Source organism: Leucobacter sp. 1207-22, from assembly GCF_052850455.1.
This window is the reverse complement of record NZ_VXCR01000001.1, coordinates 573,586-595,472: the sequence shown is the minus strand read 5'-3', so window position 1 is coordinate 595,472 and position 21,887 is coordinate 573,586. Positions and strand designations below refer to the sequence as shown.

Below are 21,887 nucleotides of genomic sequence, written 5' to 3'. Positions count from 1 at the left end.
GTTTGACAATCGTTTACCGAACTGTCGCACGCTCGACACCCGGTCGCGGGGTAATGATCAGGTGATTCAGCGGAACTCTTTCTCGGCAGGTGCCCAAGCCCTGCCATCATTCGCCGTACTATTCGACCTCGATGGCACGCTCGTAGATAGTGAACGGAGCTGGCTTGAAGCCGTACGAGCGTACGCTGCAGACGCCGGGCTGTCGCTCTCACCTGAGGTTGTTCGAACCTTTCAAGGTGTTTCTGTAGAGGACGCGAGCCGGCGACTGAAAGCGGTCCATGGGATCACCGCGTCAACGCGGGACATCGGTGACGCGCTTGAATCGCGGTCAATTGCAGCATTCTGTGGCAGGCTTCGGTGGCTTCACGGCGCAGACCATGCCGTACGCGGTATGCGTGAGGCTGGCGTACGCCTGGGACTCGTGACGAGTTCAACCCAGCGCTGGGTCAATGCTGTGCAGGAGCACATCCAGCTCGGGTCCTTCGAAGTCATGATCACTGCTGACGACGTCGACCGAACAAAGCCAAGCCCCGATCCGTATGTTGAAGCGGCGAAGCGGCTTGGCGTGTCAGCGGAGTCGTGCCTCGTGTTTGAGGATTCCCCAGTTGGTGTACGTGCGGCGCTCGATGCAGGCTGCCAAGTAGTCAGAGTCGGCGCAGCTGAGGGGCTTGAAGGCCAACGAGACACGCACCAAATCGCTGACTTCAGCCGTGTGAATGCTGCGTGGGTTCGAGCGATTCTCTCAGACGATGGCGCGCTTCGCTCACTCTCAAACTTCTAGTTTCTGATCTTTCTTAACTCTCATCCCTCTCAACCATTTCTTCCAATATTTTGTGAAAAGGAACACCGTGAAAAACGTACTTACCCGCAGCCTTGCGCTCATCTCTGGCCTGGCCCTCGCGGGCTCGCTTGCTGCTTGCTCTTCTGCAGCTCCCGCCGAGAGCGCGGAAGGCTTTGCACAAGACTCGGACACCTTGGTCATGGGTATGGTGCCTGATCAGCAGTCGGTCGACAGCACGTGGCAGCCGTTGGTTGACTACATTGCAGCGAAGACAGGCAAGAAGGTCGAGCTCGTACAGTCAACTGACTACGCCGCACTCGTCGAAGCATCGATTGCCGGCCGCATTGACATCGGTAACTTCTCAGGCTTCACCTACGTCGCTGCGACAAACGGCGGCGCGAAGCTCGCACCGATCGGCGTAACCGTGACTGAGGCAGGTGCGGAGCCAGGCTACGAATCGCTCGCAGTCGTGCCCAAGGGTTCTGACATCAAGACGATTGCTGACATGAAGGGCCGCAAGGTGTGCTTCGTGGATCCCGGTTCAACCTCGGGCTACTTGTACCCGAGTGCTGAGCTCCTTGCTGCCGGCCTGAACCCAGAGACCGACATCACCCCGGTGTTTGCGGGCGGTCACGACGCGTCAGCGCAGAAGACCGCGCAGGGGATTGAGTGCGAGGCTGGCTTCGCAGAGGACGCAGTTATCGAGACCACCGGCATTGCAGACGGTCTCTTCGCAGAGGGTGACCTTGAGGTCATCAACGAGGTCACCGTGCCTGGTGCTCCGCTCGTGATGTCGACGAACCTGCCGACTGATGTGCAGAAGTCGCTGCAGGACGCCCTGCAGAGCGTGACAATTGAGGACATCAAGGCTGAGGGCATCGAGGTCCCTGAAGCATTCGAAGCATTCTTCTACGAGTTGATCCCCGTCGAGGATTCCTACTACGACAGCGTGCGCAAGGTCTGCGAGGAGACCGGCGCTGCGCAGTGCCAGCCGTAATACCCCTGACAGGGTGCCTGGTCTCCCGCGCGATGCGCGCTGACCGGGCACCCCACCTCTCGCCCTCACTTTTTGCGTCTTGAAAGCCTGAACCATGCATCCTCATCATCCAGATATTCACCTTGAGCACGTCAGCAAGCGCTACGGTGCGACGGTCGCGCTCGACCACGTAGATCTCACTATTCGGGCCGGTGAACGAGTGGTCTTGCTCGGGCTTTCAGGCTCAGGAAAATCAACATTGTTGCGTCATGTGAACGGCTTGGAATGCCCCGATTCTGGCGTCGTTCAGGTATTGGGTGAACCCGTTCATTCGGCGACAGGTAAAGATCTGCGCGCGGTACGAAGCCGAATCGGTTTTGTATTCCAGCAGTTCGAACTCGTCGGGCCTCGTACCGTGCTTGAGAACGTACTCACTGGTGCTTTGGCCGGACTACGCGGGCCTCGCCTCGGGCTCTTTGGATATCCGAAAGCGTTGCGGATCCGCGCCGCCGAACTGCTTGCTGAAGTCGGCCTTGAGGATCGCGCATTCCAGCGAGCTGACACGCTCTCCGGGGGCCAGCAGCAGCGAGTGGCGATCGCTCGTGCACTGATGCAGAACCCTGAGGTATTGCTCGCTGATGAGCCTGTCGCATCGCTTGATCCGGAGTCGTCGCAGCAGATCATGACGCTGTTACACGAGCTGGCGTCGCGGCGTAATCTCACCGTCGTATGTAGTCTGCACCAGGTTGAACTCGCGCTTGCATGGGGAAGCCGAGTTGTCGGTCTGCAGCACGGTCGCGTCGTGCTCGATGCTCCTGCCTCGGATCTCGACGAACGCGAAGTCATGGAGATCTACCGCCGAATTGATCCAAGTGCTGAGACGAAAGCTCCTGAGGGGTCGCGTAAGCCTGTTGCCGTGCACGTGATGGCGGGTGCGGCTGCATGAGCGCCCCGCGAGTACACATCGCTCCTCGGACGTCGGGCGAAGCACTGGTGGTAGGGAAGCTCCCACGACCCACACGTGACTCTGTCGTTGCGACCACACTTCTTGGAGGACTCCTCGCGATCTCACTGTGGTCACTGAGCAACGTCGGGCTTTCGTGGCAGCAAGTGCTTCGAGGTGGCGAGTATGCTGCTTCATTCCTGTCGCGAACCGTTCCTTTTGTGTGGCCAGAGCCGATCGCGACATTGCGTCTCTCTGCGCTGACACTCGCAATCGTGTTCTGTGGAACTGCGATGGCTGCGGTGCTGTCAATTCCGGTTGCCTATATCGCAGCCAGAAACACAACCCCAAGCCGCGTACGCGGAGCGTTTGGCAGATTCCTCGGCGTCGCAACGCGTGCTGCGCCTGACGCGATTATGGCGATGATCTTTGCCTTGGTCATAGGCCAAGGCGCGCTAGCGGGCGTGCTCGCACTCGGTATTCACTCAATCGGCATGATCAGCAAGCTCACCGCAGACGCCATTGAACAAATTGACGACGGACCGCGGCTCGCCTTGCGCGCAGCTGGAGCCACGCGATCGCAAGAGTTCTGGGGTGCTGTGTGGCCGCAGATTCTGCCTGCGTACATCGCGATTGTCTTGCACCGAGCAGACATCAATCTGCGGGTGTCTGTCATCTTGGGTTTCGTTGGCGTTGCAGGCCTTGGACAGGAACTCAGCGTTGCGATGCAGACCCTCAACTACCGCGAGGCAATGCCGTTCGCAATCATCATCTTCGTGCTGTGCGTGGCATTCGAGATTGCCTCTGCGCTCATTCGGCGCTTCTTGCTTGGCACCCCGGTCGCCGGACGTAGCCTTGCACATCGTCTCGTGCGCAGCCTCCCTGATCCCGCTCAGTCAACGAAGAAGCTGGCTGAGAGCCACACCATCGCCGCACAGCGCGGGCGGGTGCCGTGGATAGCGGATCGCCTGCGATCAGCCATGCTCAGCTGGGGCGCGCTCACCATCCTGTTGTCTTCGATCGTGCTTGCGAGCACACAAGAAAGTGACTTCACGTATTTCTGGAAGAACCTGGGCATCGCTTGGGGCCGTATCTGGCCGCCAGCACTCGCGCAGTCGAAGTGGGAAGAAACGGCACTTGCCCTTGCCGAGACTGTGCAAATCGCTTTTGCAGCCACCCTGCTTGCGCTCGTCGGTTCGTTCATTATTAGTGCGTTCGCCGCACGAAATGTGGCACCGAACGCAGTGACACGGAGTACGGCGAGGCTGATGCTCGTGGTGATTCGCGGGCTACCCGAACTGTTGCTCGCGCTTTTCTTCATTATTCTGACGGGACTCGGGCCGGGTGCTGCGGTGCTTGCACTCGCAATTGGTGGGGTGGGTCTCCTTGGCAAGCTATTTGCCGATTCACTTGAAGAGGTGAACCCAGGCCCGGAGCGAGCACTACGCGCGACTGGCGCCACTCGTCTGCAAGTGTTCAGCGCTGCAACGCTGCCACAGGCCGCACCTGCACTCGTTGGACACACGCTGTATCTGCTCGACACCAACATTCGGTCCGCCACGGTACTTGGCATTGTCGGTGGCGGTGGCATCGGATACATGTTGTCGACGGCGGCGCGGATCAACCAGCATGAGCTGCTCTTCTTGCTGCTCTGCGTGCTCGTGATCGTTTTTGCGGTCGAAGCGCTCTCATCTTGGATCCGACGCCTGATTTCGTAGATCGTCTTCGCTGGTTACTTATTGGGCAACTGTGCACACCGGTGCATGCGCCCACGCGAATGTACCGGGCTCGTTTGCCCCGTGTTCATGCGTTCGCCACGTTTCAATCTCTTCGTCATGAATCAATGAGACAGCAGCTCGCAGCTGGCTCAACACCCCTGTGAAAGGAATCCCATGTTGTCGAAAAATCGCTCGTCGTTCGAGCGTCCCGAGTGCGGAAAGCTCTCGCGTCGGACCGTGCAGGGAAGCGCTGTCGCAGCGCTCACGGCTCTTGCACTCTTTGCTCCGACGCTTCCCGCGGTTGCCGCTGGGCCTTCCGCCCCCACTGCGGTGGAAGCGCCTGCCGAAGCGATGACGCAAGAAAAGATTGATGCCGCAAACAATGCTTACAACGGCGTCGATGCGAAGCTTGAACTCATCACCATGTCAGACACCGAGCTCGGGGGCAGCGCTACCGCTGAGAAGAGTGCTGAACAGGTCGCATATGAGGGTTCGCTGAAGCATTTCCAGACGCTGAAGTCTTGGGCAGCAGACAAGAAGTTTGACCCTCAAGTGATCATTGACAACGGTGACGTTGTTGGCGCGAATGAGCCTGAGTACTCGGATCATCTGAATGGCAAGAGCGAGAAGGTCGATGGCTGGTATCGAGCAATCGAGCGCCTCTTCCGTGAGAGTTTTCCTGATGCCCAGGTGCTGCTCACCCAAGGCAATCATGACATTGCCGATCTCATGGGTAAGAGCATCGATGCAGCACGGTCAGAACGAGCGGGTGCAAACGCTCCCGAGTGGTTCTACCCTGACGCAAGCACCGGCTATGTGAGCAACTTCCACACCACCATCGCAGGCATCGACTTCATCGGGCTGGACTACAACGGCAAAGAGACTTTTGGGTACGCGGGTCAGCAGCAGGGGTATCAGGAGTTCTTGAAGCAGACGCTTGCTGACATCTCTTCGCAGCCAGACTATGACCCCGCTCAGCCGATCTTCGTCTCGATTCACAGCGGATATGCCGGCACAACGCTCGGTGGACCCTTCCACGGAGACTACGACACCGCCGGGAAAGATCTGCAGAAGATCTTGGCTGATTACCCTCAGGCCATGCTCGGTTCGGCCCACACACACTTCTCGTCAAATCCTGAAACCAGCATCTATCAAAAGGACTTCACTGTCTACGAGAATGCGTCCATGAATTACATCTACCAAGATGTGCCTGGCGACTTCATCGGAGGCGGGTACTTCGGTGGGAATCAAGGCGATGCTGAAAATGGCACCCCGCAGAAGTCGGCCAACTTTGTAACGGTCATGGAAGACGGCACGACAGTGATCCGCCGATTCGATGTCACCCACAAGCGTTGGATCGGTATGCCCTGGGTAGTCGACGCCTCAAAGGGTAAGGAGAGCTTCACCTACACCAGTGACAAGCGCAGCAAGGTGGCTCCGTGGTGGGGCACCTCGCAGGTGACGAGTCGCGATGTGACGGAGACCTCGCTCACGTTGGGCTTTGACCATGCGAAAGATGACGAGCTCGTGAACTACTACGAAGTAGAGATCACTGACGCTGAGGGGAACCGAGTTCCCTTCTCTGCCAACCAGGTTCCTGACTTTGGAAAGAACAAGCCCAAGTCGGTGACCGGCAGCTTCAAAGCGTACTCCCGGTTCTACATGACACCGAACACGATGGGCTTCACCGTTGAGGGTCTGAAACCCGCAACGAACTACACCGTGAAGGTACACGCGTTTGATGACTTCCAGAACAAGTCTGAAGCACTCACCGGGACCGTGCGCACAGCCGGCGAGTTGACGCTCCCTGAGTTCCCGGCCGAGCCCGGAACGCTGCCGGGTGATGGCTTCCTGAACATGGCATTTGAGGGTGACCTGAAAGACACCGGTACCGCAGGAGCTCAGGCGACTCCTGAGTCGAGGGGCACCGTTGAGTATGTTGACTCTGACCGTCCTGGCGCTCAGGGCAAGGTAGCTCGTGTGGGCGCCGGAAACAAGAACTACATTGATCTTGGTGCGCGCCCAGAGTTCGACCTTGGTACGGACAAAAACTTCACCATGAATTTCTGGACGAACGTGACCGGTGTGAGCGGATACGGCTCGATCATCAGTAATAAGAACTGGACCAACTGGTACCGCTCAGGCATGAATGTTGCGCCGAGCGGAAGCGATACCAGCAAGCTTGAGTTCACCCTTGGCGATGACACGAACGGCGTCTATGCGACCGGAGACGTGACAAATTACAAGGGTTCCTGGCACATGATGACCTTCTCTGTGGACCGCGAGCGGAACATCGCGAGCACATACATGGACGGGGTGCTCGTGAAGGAAGCAGATATCTCACAGGTAGGCAGCCTCACGAGCGGGTTGAACATGCTTGTTGGTGTTGACGGTGGGAAGAACTATGGTGTCGGCCTCGACATGGATGACCTTCAGATGTGGGAATCAACGCTTTCAGCAGATGAGATCGCGGGACTGTACGCCGATTCAGACATCACCGCAGAACGCGACGCGCTAGGCGGGGCAATTGCGTACGCAAAGGACCTCATTGCAGCGAACGAAGTTGCGGCAGGCAACGGACGCGTGTTCGATGAGCAGCTCACGAAAGCGCTCGCCGCAGCCGTGTCAGAAAGCGGTGCACTGCTCAGCGCTGGTAGCGCCGACGCAGTCGAACTTCAGACGAGTTACGAAACTCTTCGCGCTGCGGTGCAGGCCGTGAAAGATCAGACTGTGCGTTACAGCTACACCGCTGAAGCCCACAACGGTACGATCTCGCCTGAAACTGGTATCGCAGACCTGAACGGTGAGGTGCGGTTGCAGCTTGCACCTGCAGCTGGCTACCAGATTGAAGGTTCGATTGTCGACATGACCGGTGCAGCGAGCTATACGTTCGAACAGGACGATCTCGTGCTGCAGGGCGTGGAAGGCAAGCTGGCTGTGTCTGTCAGCTTCGCAGATGCGAACGACGGGGGAACGGACCCTGGCACCGGAACTGATCCGGGCACCGGTACTGACCCTGGCACAGGCACAGATCCCGGGACTGGCACAGATCCTGAACCCGGCACCGGTGGAGCAAACGGCGCAGGAAACAGTGCAGGGAACGCTGATCCCGGAACGACGAAGGATCACCTGGCCGCGACCGGTACGAACGCCGCGACTGGTTGGGTAATGACCGGTATTGCGTCAGCGTTGGTACTGGCTGCTGGTGCGGTGCTGTGGGTGAAGACCCGCCTGCGTAAGCGGTCGTAGTCAACATAAGCGTGTGGGGGTGGGGTGCCAAGAGTGGCGTCCCACCCCCACACGCTTATGTGTGAGTGAAGGTGTATGCGTTTAGCGCATTGCCTTTCTCCGGGCAGTTGCAACGACTCCTGACCCAACAAGTAGGAGCACTACTGCACCACCAAGTGCCCACGATGACAGATCCGCTCCGCCGGTATTTGCGAGTGCGGGGTCCTTCTTCTTTGCATCTGGCGCGAGGGGGAACTTCGTGCCCGGAGTGACCGCCCCTTCAGCGGTTCCTTCGCCGTTGGCGGTACCACCGGCATTTGCATCAGTGCCTGGGTTGGGATCAGCCATGACCTTGATCAACACTTCTTGCGCCTGTGCGAACCCACCAAGCGAGACTTGTGGTGTGAGGGTGAAACTTGCTGAGAATGCATCTGCTTTCACGACCAAGGGGAAAGTGGCCGAGACTGACTCGCCCGGTGCGGCCTCGGGCAATGTCCAGGTAAGAAGATTGCCGTCGAGGGAGAACGCTGAGCCAAGCTTCGACGCATCAAGCGTCACGTAGGGAAGGGCAGAAGTGAGATCGACCGAAGCTGTACCGGTGAGTGGTACGAGGCCAGTATTTGTTGCCTGGAAGGAGTAATTGACTGTGGCCCCAGGAGCGACCGCTTCGAGCCCTTGTGATTGTGTACTGGTGTCTGCAATCGATGCGGCCTGTGTCTGCTCCTCTGGACTTGCCGAGAACGTGAGATTCCAAACGGAAGGCCATGCCGGCTTCGCAGGTTCTGCGAGCCAAGCGGCAAAGAAAGCGCTCAGGTCCTTGCCTGAGATTTCTTCTGCATATGCAATGAAGTCATCGGTAACGAAGCTACCGCCCAGGTGCTCTTGCGGCCAGCCAGTCATGAGTAGCGTGAAGACATCATCACCCAGTACCTCGCGGAGCGCTGCATAGGTCATTGCGCCGCGGTTGTATGTCTGCCAATCGAAGAGCTGAGTCTGAGCAGTCATTCCAGTCGGCGGTACTGTCCAGCGGCTGTGATCCGCGGGAGTGCTTTCCCACATTGCAAAGTAGCGCGCGGCGGTTGAAGTGGCTGGGTTGTTGTTGGAGATGGGGATTCCGTGTACTTCGTTGTAATAGGCAGATGCGAAGCTCGCCTGCCCCTCACTGATCCAGATGCTGTTCCAGTCGGCTGGGGAGACCCCGTCACCAAACCACTGGTGAGCGATTTCGTGTACCAGTGTTCCCTTGCTCACTGAACCAGGGAAGAACGAGCGGTCCTGGGTCTCAAGCGCGTATCCCACAGGGTTCACATCGACCACAATGCCAGTGCTGTTACCAGGGTACGGGCCGTACAGCTTTTCAAGGGTCTGCGTAATCTCTTCAATTTCTTGGCGACGCTGTTCGATGGTTGCTTTGCCTGCGTCAGGGAGCGAAGAATCGATGAATGACCACTCGGGTATCTTGCGGCCATCACTGAGCGTGATTTCGTCACTGACCACATCGAAATTGCCAATTGAGAGCATTGTGGCCATTGTGGCCATCTGGTTCTTCTGCGACCACACCCAGGTGGTCCGCGATCCATCATCAGATTGATCTTGCGAGATGAGCTCACCGTTGCTCGCAGCTGCCGCTGGTTTCTCCAGGATTTCGGTGGGAATCGTGATCGCGAAGTCGAAGGTCGCTTTGTCGGCAGGAGTGTTGTTGCTCGGTATCCACGTCATGGTTCCGACCGGCTGTCCGAGCGCGGTGGTGCCGTCAGCGGTCGCCACCCAACCTTCTGGAGAACCATCGTTGTCGATGTGCTTTTCTGGAATACCCGAGTAATTCACCTCGACGGTGAACTCGCCTGAGACCGGCTGTTGCGGGGTAATGATGAGTTTGAATGCCTCAGATGGCTTGTCTGCTGTTCGCTCATAAGTTGCGGGTTCACCATTGACAAGCAGGCTGTCGATCTCGAGCCCTTCAAAGTCCAGCGAAAACGACTTGAGCTCTGTCTCGGCCCGCGCTGTCATCGTCGAAGTTGCCACGATCGAACCGGCCAGCCGTTCGGCCGTTTCTTCGTTGACGTAGTCAATTTTGACGTCGTAGTGCAGCGCATCGTAGCCAGTGTTTCCAATGCCGCTAAACAATGAGTCACCTATTGATGGGCCGCCGTCAATAGGTGCAGCCTGTGCGGCAGTGGAGCCCAGAGCCGCCAGCGAACACGCAAGTACGCCTGCTGAAGCAATACGAGTCGCCCGCTTCAATAGCGCTGGCGGAGGGGTATCACGTGCTTGCCGCGGCTTCTTGCCACGTGTGAGAGCCAAATCTGGCATATGTCGATCTCCATTGATTCGAGGGGTGAAATTGTGCGTATTGCCCGAGCATGAACCATCAGTCAGCCGGTCTTGCGTCGTTGCCAGAACGGTGATTGGGCGCGCTCAAGCGGCACACCCAATCACCGTATCAACCAGGTGCGGTATTGGATAGACCACCGGCTGAGTCAGAGGAGCAGCCGGTTGGAGGGGTCTCTCGGACATCCCATCCAGAGAGCACAGCAACAGAATGCAGCTGTGCGTAGGAGATTGGACTACGCGTTGAGCATCGCGCGAACCCTCGGGATCACCTCAGTCCCGTACAGCTTGATGCTTTGCATCAGGAGATCATGCGGCATCGTCCCGTTGGCGTACTTCAGATCGAAGCGTTGTGCGCCGAGTGCCGTGATGGTGTTGGCGATCTTGGTGGCGACAGTCTCGGGTGAACCAACATGGAGCGCGCCGCTATCGGCTTCTGCCTCAAATTCTTCGCGTGTGGTCTCTGGCCAGCCACGTTCCTGTCCGATGCGGTTGCGGTTTGCAGCAAAGTGAACCCACAGTTCATCACGTGCCTGCTCATCAGTCTGAGCAATATGACCGGGTGAATGTACGCCGAGCGGCATGCGGGCCGGGTGACCTGGAGTGCCGTATCCTGCCTCGTCCTGTGCCTGTCGATACAGGTTCGCAAATGGTGCAAATCGGGCTGGGTCGCCGCCGATAATTGCGAGCATCATTGGGATGCCCATGCGTACGGTGCGCAGCACCGAGTGAGGGCTGCCTCCGACGCCGATCCAAGTTGGCAGGCCATCTGCATGTTCCGTCTTTGGGAAGACTTCCTGACCCGTGAGCGAACTTCTGTGACGACCAGCCCAGTGGATCGAGCCCTCGCTACGAAGCTGCGCGAACAACTCGAGCTTCTCGGTGAACAATGAATCGTAGTCGTTCATGTCGAAGCCGAAGAGCGGAAATGACTCGGTGAAAGATCCGCGACCGAGAATGATCTCTGCCCGACCGTTGCTCACAGCATCGAGGGTGGCGAAGCGCTCGTATACTCGGACGGGATCGTCGCTCGAGAGAACCGTCACGCCGGTGCCGAGGAGGATCCGCTCGGTGCGGGAGGCGATTGCTGCCAAGACCATTTCTGGTGAGGAGATCGCGAAATCATCTCGGTGATGCTCGCCGAGGGTAATTGCGTCAACCCCAACTTGGTCTGCAAGCGTGGCCTGCTCGACGACGTCACGAATGACCTGCGCGGCATGCACAGGGGCTCCCGTTTTGTCGTGCGAAATGTCGCCGAAGGTGTCAAGTCCGAGGACGACATCGCTCTGGTGCTGCTGAAGTTCGCTCATGGTTGGTGTAACCGGTCGCGGGGTGCGGGTATTCCTTGCGGTGTGTGGATCGTGCGCAGCTCAGATGGTGCGTAGCGCTTCGTGTCTCATGCATCGGCGTCCCAGCATTGCGAAAACAGCTGTTCCAGACACAACAGGCACTTTCATGCGCCAGTAAGACCATGTTTCGGCGGTTAGGCCCTGTTTCGGGGCACTGGCACTGGCTCCGGCACTGGCTCCGTTTGCGGGCGCAAAACTGACTCCGGCTTTTGGTGCTCCCAGGCAAGCATTACGTGGGGGAATGGGAAGAGGCCCGGCCGTCGATGGCCGGGCCTCTCTAGCGGGCTTGGACACTTATAGGGGTGGGGTCCGAAAAGCCACGCCCCGGGAGAAACTCACCGGAAAACACCGGGCCGCAGAATTTGGGGAACGGCCCGATGCTACTGCCGCGGGATATCCTTCGCGACAGGCTTATGAAGTTGTGAGGCGCGCAAATGATTTGCCTTGAGTATGATCGAGGCGTTCCTTTCGTGCGTTGTCAGAAGCATACTTTTCTACGTACAGCAATGCAATAGTTTGTACAAACTATTCACCAATACTCTGCTTTGGCAAAGTGCTAGGCGAGTTGAACGTGCCAGATCGTAAAACGCTCATGGCACTATAGAAAAGCTCACCTGTCAGTAGCGAAGATCCCACGTCGAAGCTGAGCAAGTCATGAATCCCGGAGGAAGAAACCACGTGTCAAATGAGGTTCGCCTTTCGTCAAGGAAGTTCATCTTGGCGATGCGAGTGCTTGCCTGTGCGGTGCTTCTGGGGATTTGTGTTGTGGCCGCGGATCGCCTGATTACTGAGACGAAGAGCGACAGCGGTTTCAGTGCAGAAGCCATCGGGATGACCTTTGGCCTGCTACTTGTCGGTGTACTCATCTCAGGATTGATCTGGTTTCTGAGCTGGGGGTACGAGTACTCAGTGTTTGATGCTGGTGATGTGCTGTTTGTCGGGCGCCGTCGACGTCGTCTCCCGTTGGAGTCGGTCACCGATGTTGTTTTTGTGGTGCCTTCAGGGAGAGGCGGCCGTGTCCACGTGCGGATTGAACTGCCACGCCGACTTGGTCCTGAGATCAGCTACATTCCACGTGACCTTGAGTTTGAATGGTCGGGAGTATCCGAGCCTCGCTCTGTCGTGGAGCTTCGGGCACGAGTGCAGCATGCAAAACTGTCACCGAATGAATAGCTTTGCTGAGTCGACCCGAATTCGTACCGACCGTTGTCGGAAGACGTGGTTGGGGCTATCGAACGCGAATTGACGCGATGTAGCCAATGACGACGGCGATCACGCCGAATGCCACGGGCAATGCCCAGTGCACGCCGAGCGCGAGCATCGAGGCTACGGCGCCAGCAATGAGTACGAGCTCTACAAGCGCCTGGGCGAAGCTGTCTGCGCGCAGTACCGGCTTGGGCGACAAGAAGAGCGCCCACAGGAGAACGGCAACGATGAGAGCTGCAATGCCGGTGATGATGCCAATGGGCATTGGCCACGCGAGGAAGCCCCACACGGTTACTGTGAGCACAGCGACAACCTGGAAGAGGCCGCGAATCAGCTGCAGAACCGCAGTGGTGCGGGCGCGCTTCACGATTGCGGTTGCTTCAGCGGGAGTCATCTCGGTGCTCGTTGCGTCGTTCATCACCCCGCAATTGTAGCTAACCAGCCGATGGTCTACCCGAGAGCTCGCCTATTGGTCCACTGTACTCGCGAGACTTACCGTGTAATCATGAACCGTTCAAGCTTCCCTCGCCGCTCCGTGCGTCGCCTTGGCCTTGCGCTACCTGCCGCGGCCCTGGCAGCTGCGCTCACCTTGACTGGGTGCGCCGGATCCGCCGAACCCACTCCCACTGCCGGTGGCACGCTCACCTATGGCCGCTTGGCGCCCGTTGACAACCTCGATCTGCATACACAGATCACGGCAAACAACGCGTTCGCCATCGACAAGATCTTCGAGCCGCTCGTCTCGTTCACGGAGACCGGCGAGATCGTTGACTGGCTAGCTGAGAGCCATGAGATCTCGGAAGACGGGAAGACTTACACCTTCACACTGCGCGATGGAGTGCAGTTCTCGGATGGCACTGACGTCACCTCCGCAGATGTGGTCTTCTCGCTCAAGCGTCACATTGAAGTTCCTGGCCCCCTCGCGTTTACTGCACCGGTCACTGACGTTGTGGCGAAGGGCGACAACCAGGTCGTGATCACGCTTGACACGCCCTACACTCCGTTCCTTTCAGAACTCGCAAACTTTGCGGCAGGTGTCGTTCCTGCCGACCTTGGCGGAAAGAGCGAAGAGGAGTTCTTCAAGGCTCCCGTCGGAACTGGCCCCTTCGTCGTGAGCGCGTGGGATCCCGCGGGTGACCTGACGTTCGTGAAGAACGAGCACTACTGGCAGGATGGCAAGCCTGCAATCGACGAGCTCGTGTACAAGTTCGTCGCCGATGATAATCAGCAACTGCAGCAGCTGACGGCCGGCCAGCTCGACGCAATCGAGCAGGTCCCCGCGGCAAACGCTGAGTCGGTGAAGTCAAACGCATCGACCGAGCTGTCACAGAGCGATTCGTGGGCGATCGAGCAGATCTTCTTCAATACACAAAAGCCCGAGTTTGCAGACCGCAATGTGCGTCGCGCTATCGCCCAGTCGCTCGACCTTGACGGCATCGCGAAAGCGACGACCTTTGGTACCTCGCAGGCGGCAACCTCACTGATTCCGCCATCCATCGAGTATTCGGCGGCAGATCCGGGTGTTGCGCTTGCGTATGACGTTGATGCAGCGAAGAAGGATCTTGCGGCCTCGGCCTACCCAGACGGTTTCACCGCGAAATTGCTCATCCCGAGCGGCAATGCGCAGCGCAACCAGATCGCTCAGATTGTTCAGGAGTCTGTCGCCAAGATTGGCATCACGATCGAGATTGAACAGGTCGATATCGCAACATTCCGTGATCGCTTTAAGGCCTTCGACTACGACCTCATGATCAACTCGGGCCAGTCAGATGCCCCGGATCCGAACGGTCTTATCAGTTTCCAGGCAGACCCAGAGGGCTTTAGTAATTCGTTCTGGACGCACTACACGAACGAAGAAGTTACGAAACTTATGCATGAGGGCCGCACGACTGCTGAAGGTCCTGAGCGCGAGAAGATCTACACCGACATCCAACAGATCCTCGCTGACGATGCACCGTACATCCCGCTGTACTTCGCTTCGAACTTGAAGGGTACGACGACGAAGGTGAATGACTTTGTCGTGCTGCCGAACGGTAGCGTCCGCTTCCAGGACGCATGGCTTTCGGAGTAGCTGCGGATCGGTGAAGGTGACCTGGTGCTAGGAAACCTATCGCCGCGCTGAACCGGCCCGTTCGTGTGCGGGCCCACACCGTAGGGGCGGATCGCGGGTGACTGCGATCCGCCCCTCTTCGTATCTTTTCCACAGGCACGCGCAACCGGACCAAGCGCGCCGCAAACAAAATAGGATTGGTGGGATGAAACGGGCAATTCGGGCAGTAGGTCGCACCCTTGCGATCTTGCTTCCCGTCATGTTCGGAGTCGTGACCGCGGTGTTCTTGCTCTTGCGGATCGTGCCGGGGGATCCGGCGGTCATGATCCTTGGTGAGCGTGCAACAGACGAACAAATATCTGCGCTTCGTACTGAGCTCGGTCTCAACCTGCCATTGTGGCAGCAGTACCTGTCCTTCCTCGGGCAAATCTTCCTGCACGGGGACACCGGCGACTCACTCGCAACTGGGCTCTCGACACGCGAGCTTGTGCTGAGTCGTGCTCCCATCAGCCTCGGCATTGTGGGACTCGCAGTCTTGTTCGCATTACTGATTTCGGTGCCACTCGCGCTCGCAGCCGCGAAACGGCAAGGTAAGGCCGTCGACCATATTGTGCGGGTGCTGCCGACGATCACGATGGGCATGCCACTGTTCTGGATCGGTTTGATTCTCATTCTGATCTTTGCCGTGCGCCTTGGTTGGTTCCCTGTGGGCGGCGTTGGGTCGTCACCATTGGATCCGCTGTACAGTCTGGTGCTGCCTTCGCTTGCGGTCGCATTAGGAATGGCGCCACCACTCATCAGATCGCTGCGTGCGCAACTGCTTGAAGCGATGTCACTCGACTTTGTCACGACGCTCCGGGTCGCTCGCGTCCCTGAACGGACGATTACCTGGAAGCACGTACTTCGAAACGCAGCAGTGCCGACGCTCACCTTGCTGAGTGTGAATACCGCGGCACTCGTCGGTGGCACACTCGTCGTCGAACGGGTCTTTGGCATTAATGGGCTCGGCACGCTGCTGTTCCAAGCCATCAGCACGCGTGATTTCCCGGTTGTGCAGGGGGTAGCGCTGTACTGTGCGGTGTTTGTCGTGTTGATCGGTCTGGTTGCTGGGGCAGTCTCGGCACTCATTGATCCGCGGCTGCGCGCTGAGGAAAGCAGGCGAAAGTGAGCGCGGAAACACCCCAAAGTATGCCGAGCGTCCCGAGTCCACATCGGGTGCGTCGGTCACGTCTCGCACGTGCATGTGCGTCACCATCATTTGTCGCTGGATCGTTGCTCACATTGATGATCGTCGCGGTAGCGGTCTTCGCACCGCAGCTCGCCCCGCAATCACCTAATGCTCAAGATCTCAGCGCGGGATTGTTGCCACCGTCAGCAGATCACTTCTTCGGAACGGATCAGCTTGGCCGTGACCTGTTTTCCCGGGTCCTCTATGCCGCCCGCACCGACATTGGCATCGCAGTTTCTGCTGCGATTGCGCCGTTCATTATTGGTGTGACAGCGGGGTTGGTTGCTGGCTATTTTGGGCGGGCAACCGACTGGGTGATCTCTCGGATCACCGACACGGTCATCGCGTTCCCTTTCTACGTCATCGTCATTGCGCTGGTGTTCGCAATTGGGGCCGGGCCCCAGGGCATTATCGTTGCGTTCGCTCTCGTCGGCTGGGTGGGGTACGCCAGGGTGATCAGAGCGATGACTGCGACACTTCGTGAACTCGGCTGGGTGCGTGCTGCCCGAGGAGCTGGCCTGAGCGATACGCGGGTCCTGATCCGCCACATTCTGCCAAACGTGCTGCCACAAGCGATCGTGCTGCTCACCACCGAGATCGTGCTGATCATGGTTGCAATCGTGACGCTTGGCTATCTCGGAATGGGGATCCAGCCGCCGACGCCGGACTGGGGCACCATGATCGCTGACGGGCAGGCTTTCGTCACGACACACTGGTGGTTGACTCTGCTGCCGGGCCTCGCCGTCGTGATCACCGGCGTCGCGCTGTCTCTTCTTGGCGATGGAATCGGTGATGCACTGCGCATCCGTCAGGCACCACCAAGGTCTACACACGCACCCATTCGTTGCGCGGGCGTCGTCGCACACCCCGTAGCTCGTGGGCAGGTCTGCGTGCGAGATCTGCGCATTGCCTCCTCAGCTACAGGCGCGCCCATCGTCGGCGGAGCGACCGGAATAGACATCGATCTGCAGCCCGGCGAAGCACTCGGCATCGTGGGGGAGTCAGGCTCAGGGAAGAGCCTGACATTGCGTGCGATTCTGGGGATGCTTCCCGTGGGAGTCGAATTCGGGGCGATGCACACGAAGCTTCCGGCCGACCGAATTGAAGTGTCGGTGGGAGGGCCAGTAGGAATGGTCTTCCAAGATCCCGCTACTGCGCTTGATCCCCTTGCTCGAGTCGGGGCACAGGTATTCGCGGCTTGCCAGGCAGCTGGTGCCAAAGACCCTGCCGCTCGGACGCTCGAACTCCTCGCAGCTGTACAGCTGCCAGCTGAAGAGCGCATTGCTCGCGCATTCCCGCACGAGCTATCTGGTGGGCAGCGGCAGCGAATCGTCATTGCGATTGCGCTGGCGGGAAATCCTGCCGTGCTGCTGTGTGACGAACCAACAACAGCGTTAGATGCCACAGTGCAACGTGAAGTACTTGCGTTGCTCACCAGGCTTCGCGCCGAGCGCGGTCTTACCCTCGTCTTTGTGTCACACGATCTTGCTGTTGTCGCGACGGTGTGCGATCGCATCGCGGTAATGTACGGCGGCGATATCGTCGAGCAAGGCTCGGTCGAACACATCGTCTCTGCGCCAGCCGCTGCCTATACGCGGCAACTCCTCGCCGCTGTGCCCGACGGCTCAACAATGCCGGTTCCCGCAGACGCCGACGCCTCGCAGATATTGACCGTTGATGCGCTTGAGGTGCGATATGGGGCGCGGATCGGCGTCACCGACGTCACCTTCTCCCTTCGCCGCGGAGAAGTCATCGGACTTGTCGGCGAATCTGGCTCGGGGAAGACGACCATTGCTCGCGCTCTTGTTGGTGAGCTGCCCATTGCGTCAGGCACGGTGCGTTTTGGACCAGCCGCAGGGGCATTTGAGGGCACAGTCCGAGCTGGTGACGGTGGCAGCAGCGCAATTCACCCTGGGATGTCGAGCCGCGCTCGGATCCGCGTCGCCAGCGCCCGCGCGCAACTCGTCCCGCAAGACCCGGCGGCTGCGCTCAACCCGAGACTCACCGTCGGCACCGTGCTTGCTGAACTCGTGCATCTCCGAGCACGTGAAACCGGCGAGACGGTCGACCGTGCACAGGCACGCTCACGTGCCAACGCCCTGCTCAGCGAAGTTGGGCTAGATATCGCCATTTCGAAGGCCTACCCGCACGAGATCTCTGGCGGTCAGCGTCAACGTGTGGCAATCGCTCGCGCGCTCGCCGTTGAGCCAGACGTGCTCGTCGCAGACGAGGCAACAAGCGCGCTCGACGTATCGGTGCAAGCGGGAATTCTTGCACTGCTTGACCGGCTGCGCGCCGAGCGCGGGCTCGCGATGGTGTTCGTCTCGCACGACCTCGCAGTTGTCAGGGAGATTTGCTCCCACGTGCTCGTCATGCGTGATGGATGCGTTGTCGAAAGTGGCGGCTCAGAGTTCTTTGCGAACCCGCGCACCGCATACGGGTGCGAACTGCTTGCTGCCGTGCCAGTGCTGCCGAAGCGACACTGAGCCTCTCACGTTAGCCAGCGATGCCAGGGTTCGTGGCAACCAATCCGTCGTATGCGGCCTGCACCTGGGCCTCCGGTTCGTTGTCAGTAAGAATGATGACCCATGCATCCTGCAAGAAGAGGTGCGTGGTGTACTGGTAAGGGTTGTGGCCGGTTTCACTGTATTCCGACCAGGTGAAGTAACTCGACGAACCGATCGAAACTTCCGAGATGTCTGGGTCAGCCTTGAGCGTTGCAATGAACTCATCACGAGCGTCTTTCGGGAGTTCAGAGACGATTTCGCGAGTGCCTGATTCCATGCTGAACGCGTACTGGCAGGCACGTGTCTGCGTTGTTTTGTCGAGTGCAGCACGGGTCGCATCGCCGATCAGCACGTCTTTGTTGTTTGTGCCAAATGGAGCCTCGCCATTGTTCACTTCAAGTCCGCGCGCAAGGACCTCATCGGTCTTTGCTTGGGCGAAAGCGTTCAGCTCTGCGCATTCCGGCAGTACGAGGGGCGCGTGCTTCTGCGGTTCTTTGTCCTTCGAACCCTGCTCAGCCGTCCCAGTGCCAGCATCCGGTTTCTTCCCTGACGCATCAGTCGTTCCAGTGTTGCCAGAGGTCGTGCCCTCTGCGACTGCATCGGGGTCTGCCCCGCGTGAGTTTACGGCGAGTGCGGCGGCGCCGATGCCAAGCAACACAACAACGGCCGCTGCGATCCACACCCACGGCAGTTGGCGCTTTCGCGTGAGGGGAGGAACGGGAGGCTCAGTCCCACTCCCAGCACTACCCATCGGCGCGCCGACGTTCGATGATTGATCCGACTCGCTGGGTGCAGCGCTGTCGGCAGCGTCAGAAGCTTGAGGTCCGGGCTGCCCACCAGTGTTGTCTGCCGGGGGAGTCAGGGTCGCCGCAAACATCTCATCGAGTGAGACGTCACCATCTTTGTACAAATCATCGGTTGAATACGGCGGATCAAACTTCGGCGACGTCGCCTGAGTCGGGTCGGACGCAGCATCGCTGTTGCGTGAGATGTCTTCGGGAGTGTTCGTCATGGCCGTCGCCTTTCGTCGAGGATGTGAACGCAAGGTGCCTGTAGCTCCAGAGTATCCGGCACAATGGGAATATGCGTCAGTCTTCTTCACCGGATTTCTCTGACCCGAACGCAGATGTCGCTGCTCCGGGGGAATCCGTTACGTCCGCGCATACGACCGTTCTTCCTGAGACAACCGTGCTGCAGGGTGACGATCGCAGGGGACGCCGCCGATTCGGTCGCGGCAAGCGGGACGCGGATCTCGTAGCTGCACCGATGCCACGCTCTGAGGTCGCGGTCGAGCCAGTTCAGGCGCCAGCGTCTCACACTGCTGTGGGACGAGAACGACCGGCTGCTGTACGCGGCCCAGAAGAAGTTATCCTGCGGCTGCGTCGACACGGGAGGCACCTGTTTCTCCCCGTCTTCATGTTGGTTGCGATTGCAGCGCTCGCGGGGTTCTATGTTGGGAGTTTTGGTGAAGCCTGGCAGAACCTGCTCGCTGGGGGCGGCGCGCTCGCGCTGGCAGTGTTGTTCGGACTCATGCCAATTCTTGGCTGGTTGAACCGTCGAGTGATTGTGACGTCAGAACGTCTCATTGCGAGCCGCGGGGTGCTCGTACGCACACGGAGCGATGTTTCGTTGTCTCGCGTGCGCGAGATCCGTACGCAGCAGCATCTCGGTCAACGAATGTGGGGGTCGGGTGACTTGCTGCTATTCGTCGGGGCAGAAACTCGGAAGTATCAAGATCTTCCAGATATCGAGCAGGTTCGTCGTGCGGTGCAAGTGCTTTCTGAGGAAAGCTTTGCGAGCGCGGATCAGATTGCGGCCCCACAAACGATCGGCAACACGCCGAAATCGTTTTTTGATTAAAAATACTTTTTGACTCGAAATGACGACAGGTGTCGCGTTATGTCGTCCGTTGAATGAGCACGTCAATGAGGTCGCCTGCGAGTCCGACGAGCTTCTCAATCTCTGATTCGTCCCGATCAACCCATCGACATTCAGGCTCGCCGACGGGGACGAAGTTCTCGTGCCGTTCCCACACCATGAGCGTTCGCTCGGCGCCAAGTACGTACTGCTGCCACCAGATTTGCCGCATGTAGTTTCGTGGAATCGTTCTCCACGATTTGTTCGTGGTTTTGATTTCCGCGAGCTCAAGATGGCCATTTTCCCGCTCAACTAGGCCATCCGGCGTCGCGAGGTGGCGCAAATCGTACTCGGCATGGAAAAGTGCCTGGCTAGGCGCGATGCCGTATTCACGAAGCACCCAGTCTGCGATCACTGGTTCTCGGAGGTTGCCATGTTCAGTGAATGCATTGCCGCGGAAGGTGCTGCCGAAGAGCTTTTCGTTCGCCGCATTCTGAATGGAAAGCGGTGTCGAGAGCTTGGCGACATCGGTCGCGGTGATGCCACGGCTACGAGCTTGGAACCAGGCTGCACGGTCCGTGCCGTCTGTCACGATTCGATTGGAGTACGGGAGACCAGACACGACGTCCATTGTGGCACGTCGTTTCACTGTTAGTATTCAGAGTTGCTTTGTAGCGTAATGAGACTCATGTAGTAGTCATTGTATATTCAGCGACTCTTCAGTGTGATGAGAGAGTATATTGACATGTCCACCGATAATTTGATAAGCGATCCCGAAAGCAGGGTTCGCGCCCTCGTAGTAGATGATGAAGCGTCGATCACGCAGCTCATTGCTATGGCGCTTCGTTATGAAGGTTGGGAGGTAGAAACCGCCTCGAACGCAGCGGAAGCACTTGAGCTGGTATCGAGCTTCAAGCCTGATGTTGCCGTGTTTGACATCATGCTGCCCGATATGGATGGTTTGCAGTTGCTGACTCGCACCCGCGAGGCTGGCGCGCTGTTCCCTGTCCTGTTCCTCACTGCGCTTGACGCAGTAGAAGATCGAGTAACCGGCCTGACTGCTGGTGGCGACGACTACGTCGTGAAGCCCTTCAGCCTTGAAGAGCTGCTTGCTCGACTTCGTGGCCTCGTCCGCCGTGCTCGCATGGGCGCAACTGGCGGCCCGGCTGCAATTCTTCAGGTTGGCGACCTCGTTCTGAACGAGGACAGCTATGAAGTAGAACGTGGTGGCGAGATTATTACCCTCACGAGCACCGAGTATGAGCTGCTGCGTTACCTCATGCGTAATGTTGGCCGAGTGCTGTCCAAGGCGCAGATTCTCGACCGCGTGTGGGCCTACGACTTCAAGGGGAAGCCCACCGTCGTAGAGCTGTACATTTCGTACCTCCGCAAGAAGATCGACACCGGTCGCCCGACGATGATCCACACCGTTCGCGGCGCGGGATACATGCTGAAGCCTGCGGTCTAACCAAATACCGCCGGCTGCACGAAAATCACCTCCACCGACAAAGTGGGGGTGATTTTTGTGTTAAGCTGATCCACGGCCCAAGACCGCCGGTAGGAATCTTCACAGATTTCCGTAATGTCTGCATATGCAGAAACCAGCGCAGGTACAGATATTCCTTGAGTAACTTCTCTCAGTGAAGCTCCGTGCATGCGCGCCGGAGCTTTTTCTTGTTTTAAGAACAAGTTTCGTGCGGCGCGGCCACCGAC

General features: G+C 58.5%; 16 protein-coding genes. 11 read left to right on the top strand and 5 right to left on the bottom strand.

Annotation, left to right across the window (positions count from 1 at the left end; genetic code table 11):
* Positions 1 to 61: 61 nt before the first annotated feature.
* The 5 genes from FW756_RS02660 to FW756_RS02640 all read left to right on the top strand — a co-directional run bounded on the left by FW756_RS02660 (position 62) and on the right by FW756_RS02640 (position 7,667).
* The gene (locus FW756_RS02660; protein WP_446428627.1) at positions 62 to 781 is read left to right on the top strand and encodes an HAD family hydrolase; all 720 of its coding nucleotides are present in this window, start codon (positions 62 to 64) and stop codon (positions 779 to 781) included.
* 67 nt (positions 782 to 848) lie between these two features.
* Positions 849 to 1,778: a phosphate/phosphite/phosphonate ABC transporter substrate-binding protein gene (locus FW756_RS02655; protein WP_446428626.1), complete on the top strand. Its 930-nt coding sequence runs from the start codon at positions 849 to 851 to the stop codon at positions 1,776 to 1,778.
* A 94-nt stretch (positions 1,779 to 1,872) separates the two neighbouring features.
* Entirely contained in the window at positions 1,873 to 2,703 is an 831-nt protein-coding gene (gene phnC / locus FW756_RS02650; protein WP_446428625.1) for a phosphonate ABC transporter ATP-binding protein, read from the top strand.
* Positions 2,700 to 4,418, top strand: coding sequence for a phosphonate ABC transporter, permease protein PhnE (gene phnE, locus FW756_RS02645; protein ID WP_446428624.1), 1,719 nt, complete (start codon positions 2,700 to 2,702; stop codon positions 4,416 to 4,418). The genes phnC and phnE overlap by 4 nt, the downstream gene beginning before the upstream one ends.
* 174 nt (positions 4,419 to 4,592) lie before the next feature.
* Positions 4,593 to 7,667: a LamG-like jellyroll fold domain-containing protein gene (locus FW756_RS02640; protein WP_446428623.1), complete on the top strand. Its 3,075-nt coding sequence runs from the start codon at positions 4,593 to 4,595 to the stop codon at positions 7,665 to 7,667.
* Between the two features lie 81 nt (positions 7,668 to 7,748).
* Here the strand turns inward: FW756_RS02640 and FW756_RS02635 are convergent, their stop codons facing one another.
* A complete protein-coding gene (locus FW756_RS02635; RefSeq protein WP_446428622.1) occupies positions 7,749 to 9,959 on the bottom strand; it encodes a M1 family aminopeptidase in 2,211 nt (736 codons plus the stop codon).
* Between the two features lie 254 nt (positions 9,960 to 10,213).
* Positions 10,214 to 11,287, bottom strand: a complete 1,074-nt coding sequence (locus FW756_RS02630; protein WP_446428621.1) for an LLM class flavin-dependent oxidoreductase — start codon at positions 11,285 to 11,287, stop codon at positions 10,214 to 10,216.
* A 717-nt stretch (positions 11,288 to 12,004) separates the two neighbouring features.
* Between FW756_RS02630 and FW756_RS02625 the strand changes: the two genes are divergently transcribed.
* Entirely contained in the window at positions 12,005 to 12,499 is a 495-nt protein-coding gene (locus FW756_RS02625) for a hypothetical protein (protein ID WP_446428620.1), read from the top strand.
* A 55-nt stretch (positions 12,500 to 12,554) separates the two neighbouring features.
* Here the strand turns inward: FW756_RS02625 and FW756_RS02620 are convergent, their stop codons facing one another.
* Positions 12,555 to 12,950, bottom strand: a complete 396-nt coding sequence (locus tag FW756_RS02620; protein WP_446428737.1) for a DUF2568 domain-containing protein — start codon at positions 12,948 to 12,950, stop codon at positions 12,555 to 12,557.
* 87 nt (positions 12,951 to 13,037) lie between these two features.
* Here FW756_RS02620 and FW756_RS02615 point away from each other — a divergent pair, with 87 nt between their 5' ends.
* From FW756_RS02615 to FW756_RS02605, 3 genes are all read left to right on the top strand, one after another.
* Complete coding sequence (locus FW756_RS02615; protein ID WP_446428619.1) at positions 13,038 to 14,603, top strand: ABC transporter substrate-binding protein; 1,566 nt, start codon at positions 13,038 to 13,040, stop codon at positions 14,601 to 14,603.
* A 184-nt stretch (positions 14,604 to 14,787) separates the two neighbouring features.
* Positions 14,788 to 15,750 carry an ABC transporter permease gene (locus FW756_RS02610; protein WP_446428618.1) on the top strand — a complete coding sequence of 321 codons (963 nt, stop codon included), beginning with the start codon at positions 14,788 to 14,790 and terminating at the stop codon, positions 15,748 to 15,750.
* Between the two features lie 20 nt (positions 15,751 to 15,770).
* Complete coding sequence (locus FW756_RS02605; RefSeq protein WP_446428736.1) at positions 15,771 to 18,296, top strand: ATP-binding cassette domain-containing protein; 2,526 nt, start codon at positions 15,771 to 15,773, stop codon at positions 18,294 to 18,296.
* 10 nt (positions 18,297 to 18,306) lie between these two features.
* On the opposite strand, the gene FW756_RS02600 is transcribed toward FW756_RS02605, so the two are convergent.
* Positions 18,307 to 19,329, bottom strand: a complete 1,023-nt coding sequence (locus FW756_RS02600; RefSeq protein WP_446428617.1) for a hypothetical protein — start codon at positions 19,327 to 19,329, stop codon at positions 18,307 to 18,309.
* A gap of 71 nt (positions 19,330 to 19,400) precedes the next feature.
* Between FW756_RS02600 and FW756_RS02595 the strand changes: the two genes are divergently transcribed.
* Entirely contained in the window at positions 19,401 to 20,177 is a 777-nt protein-coding gene (locus FW756_RS02595) for a PH domain-containing protein (protein ID WP_446428616.1), read from the top strand.
* A 37-nt stretch (positions 20,178 to 20,214) separates the two neighbouring features.
* On the opposite strand, the gene FW756_RS02590 is transcribed toward FW756_RS02595, so the two are convergent.
* Positions 20,215 to 20,805, bottom strand: a complete 591-nt coding sequence (locus FW756_RS02590; RefSeq protein WP_446428735.1) for a YqaJ viral recombinase family protein — start codon at positions 20,803 to 20,805, stop codon at positions 20,215 to 20,217.
* A 114-nt stretch (positions 20,806 to 20,919) separates the two neighbouring features.
* Between FW756_RS02590 and FW756_RS02585 the strand changes: the two genes are divergently transcribed.
* On the top strand, positions 20,920 to 21,642 hold the full coding sequence (locus FW756_RS02585; protein ID WP_446428615.1) for a response regulator transcription factor: 723 nt from the start codon (positions 20,920 to 20,922) through the stop codon (positions 21,640 to 21,642).
* Positions 21,643 to 21,887 lie beyond the last annotated feature (245 nt).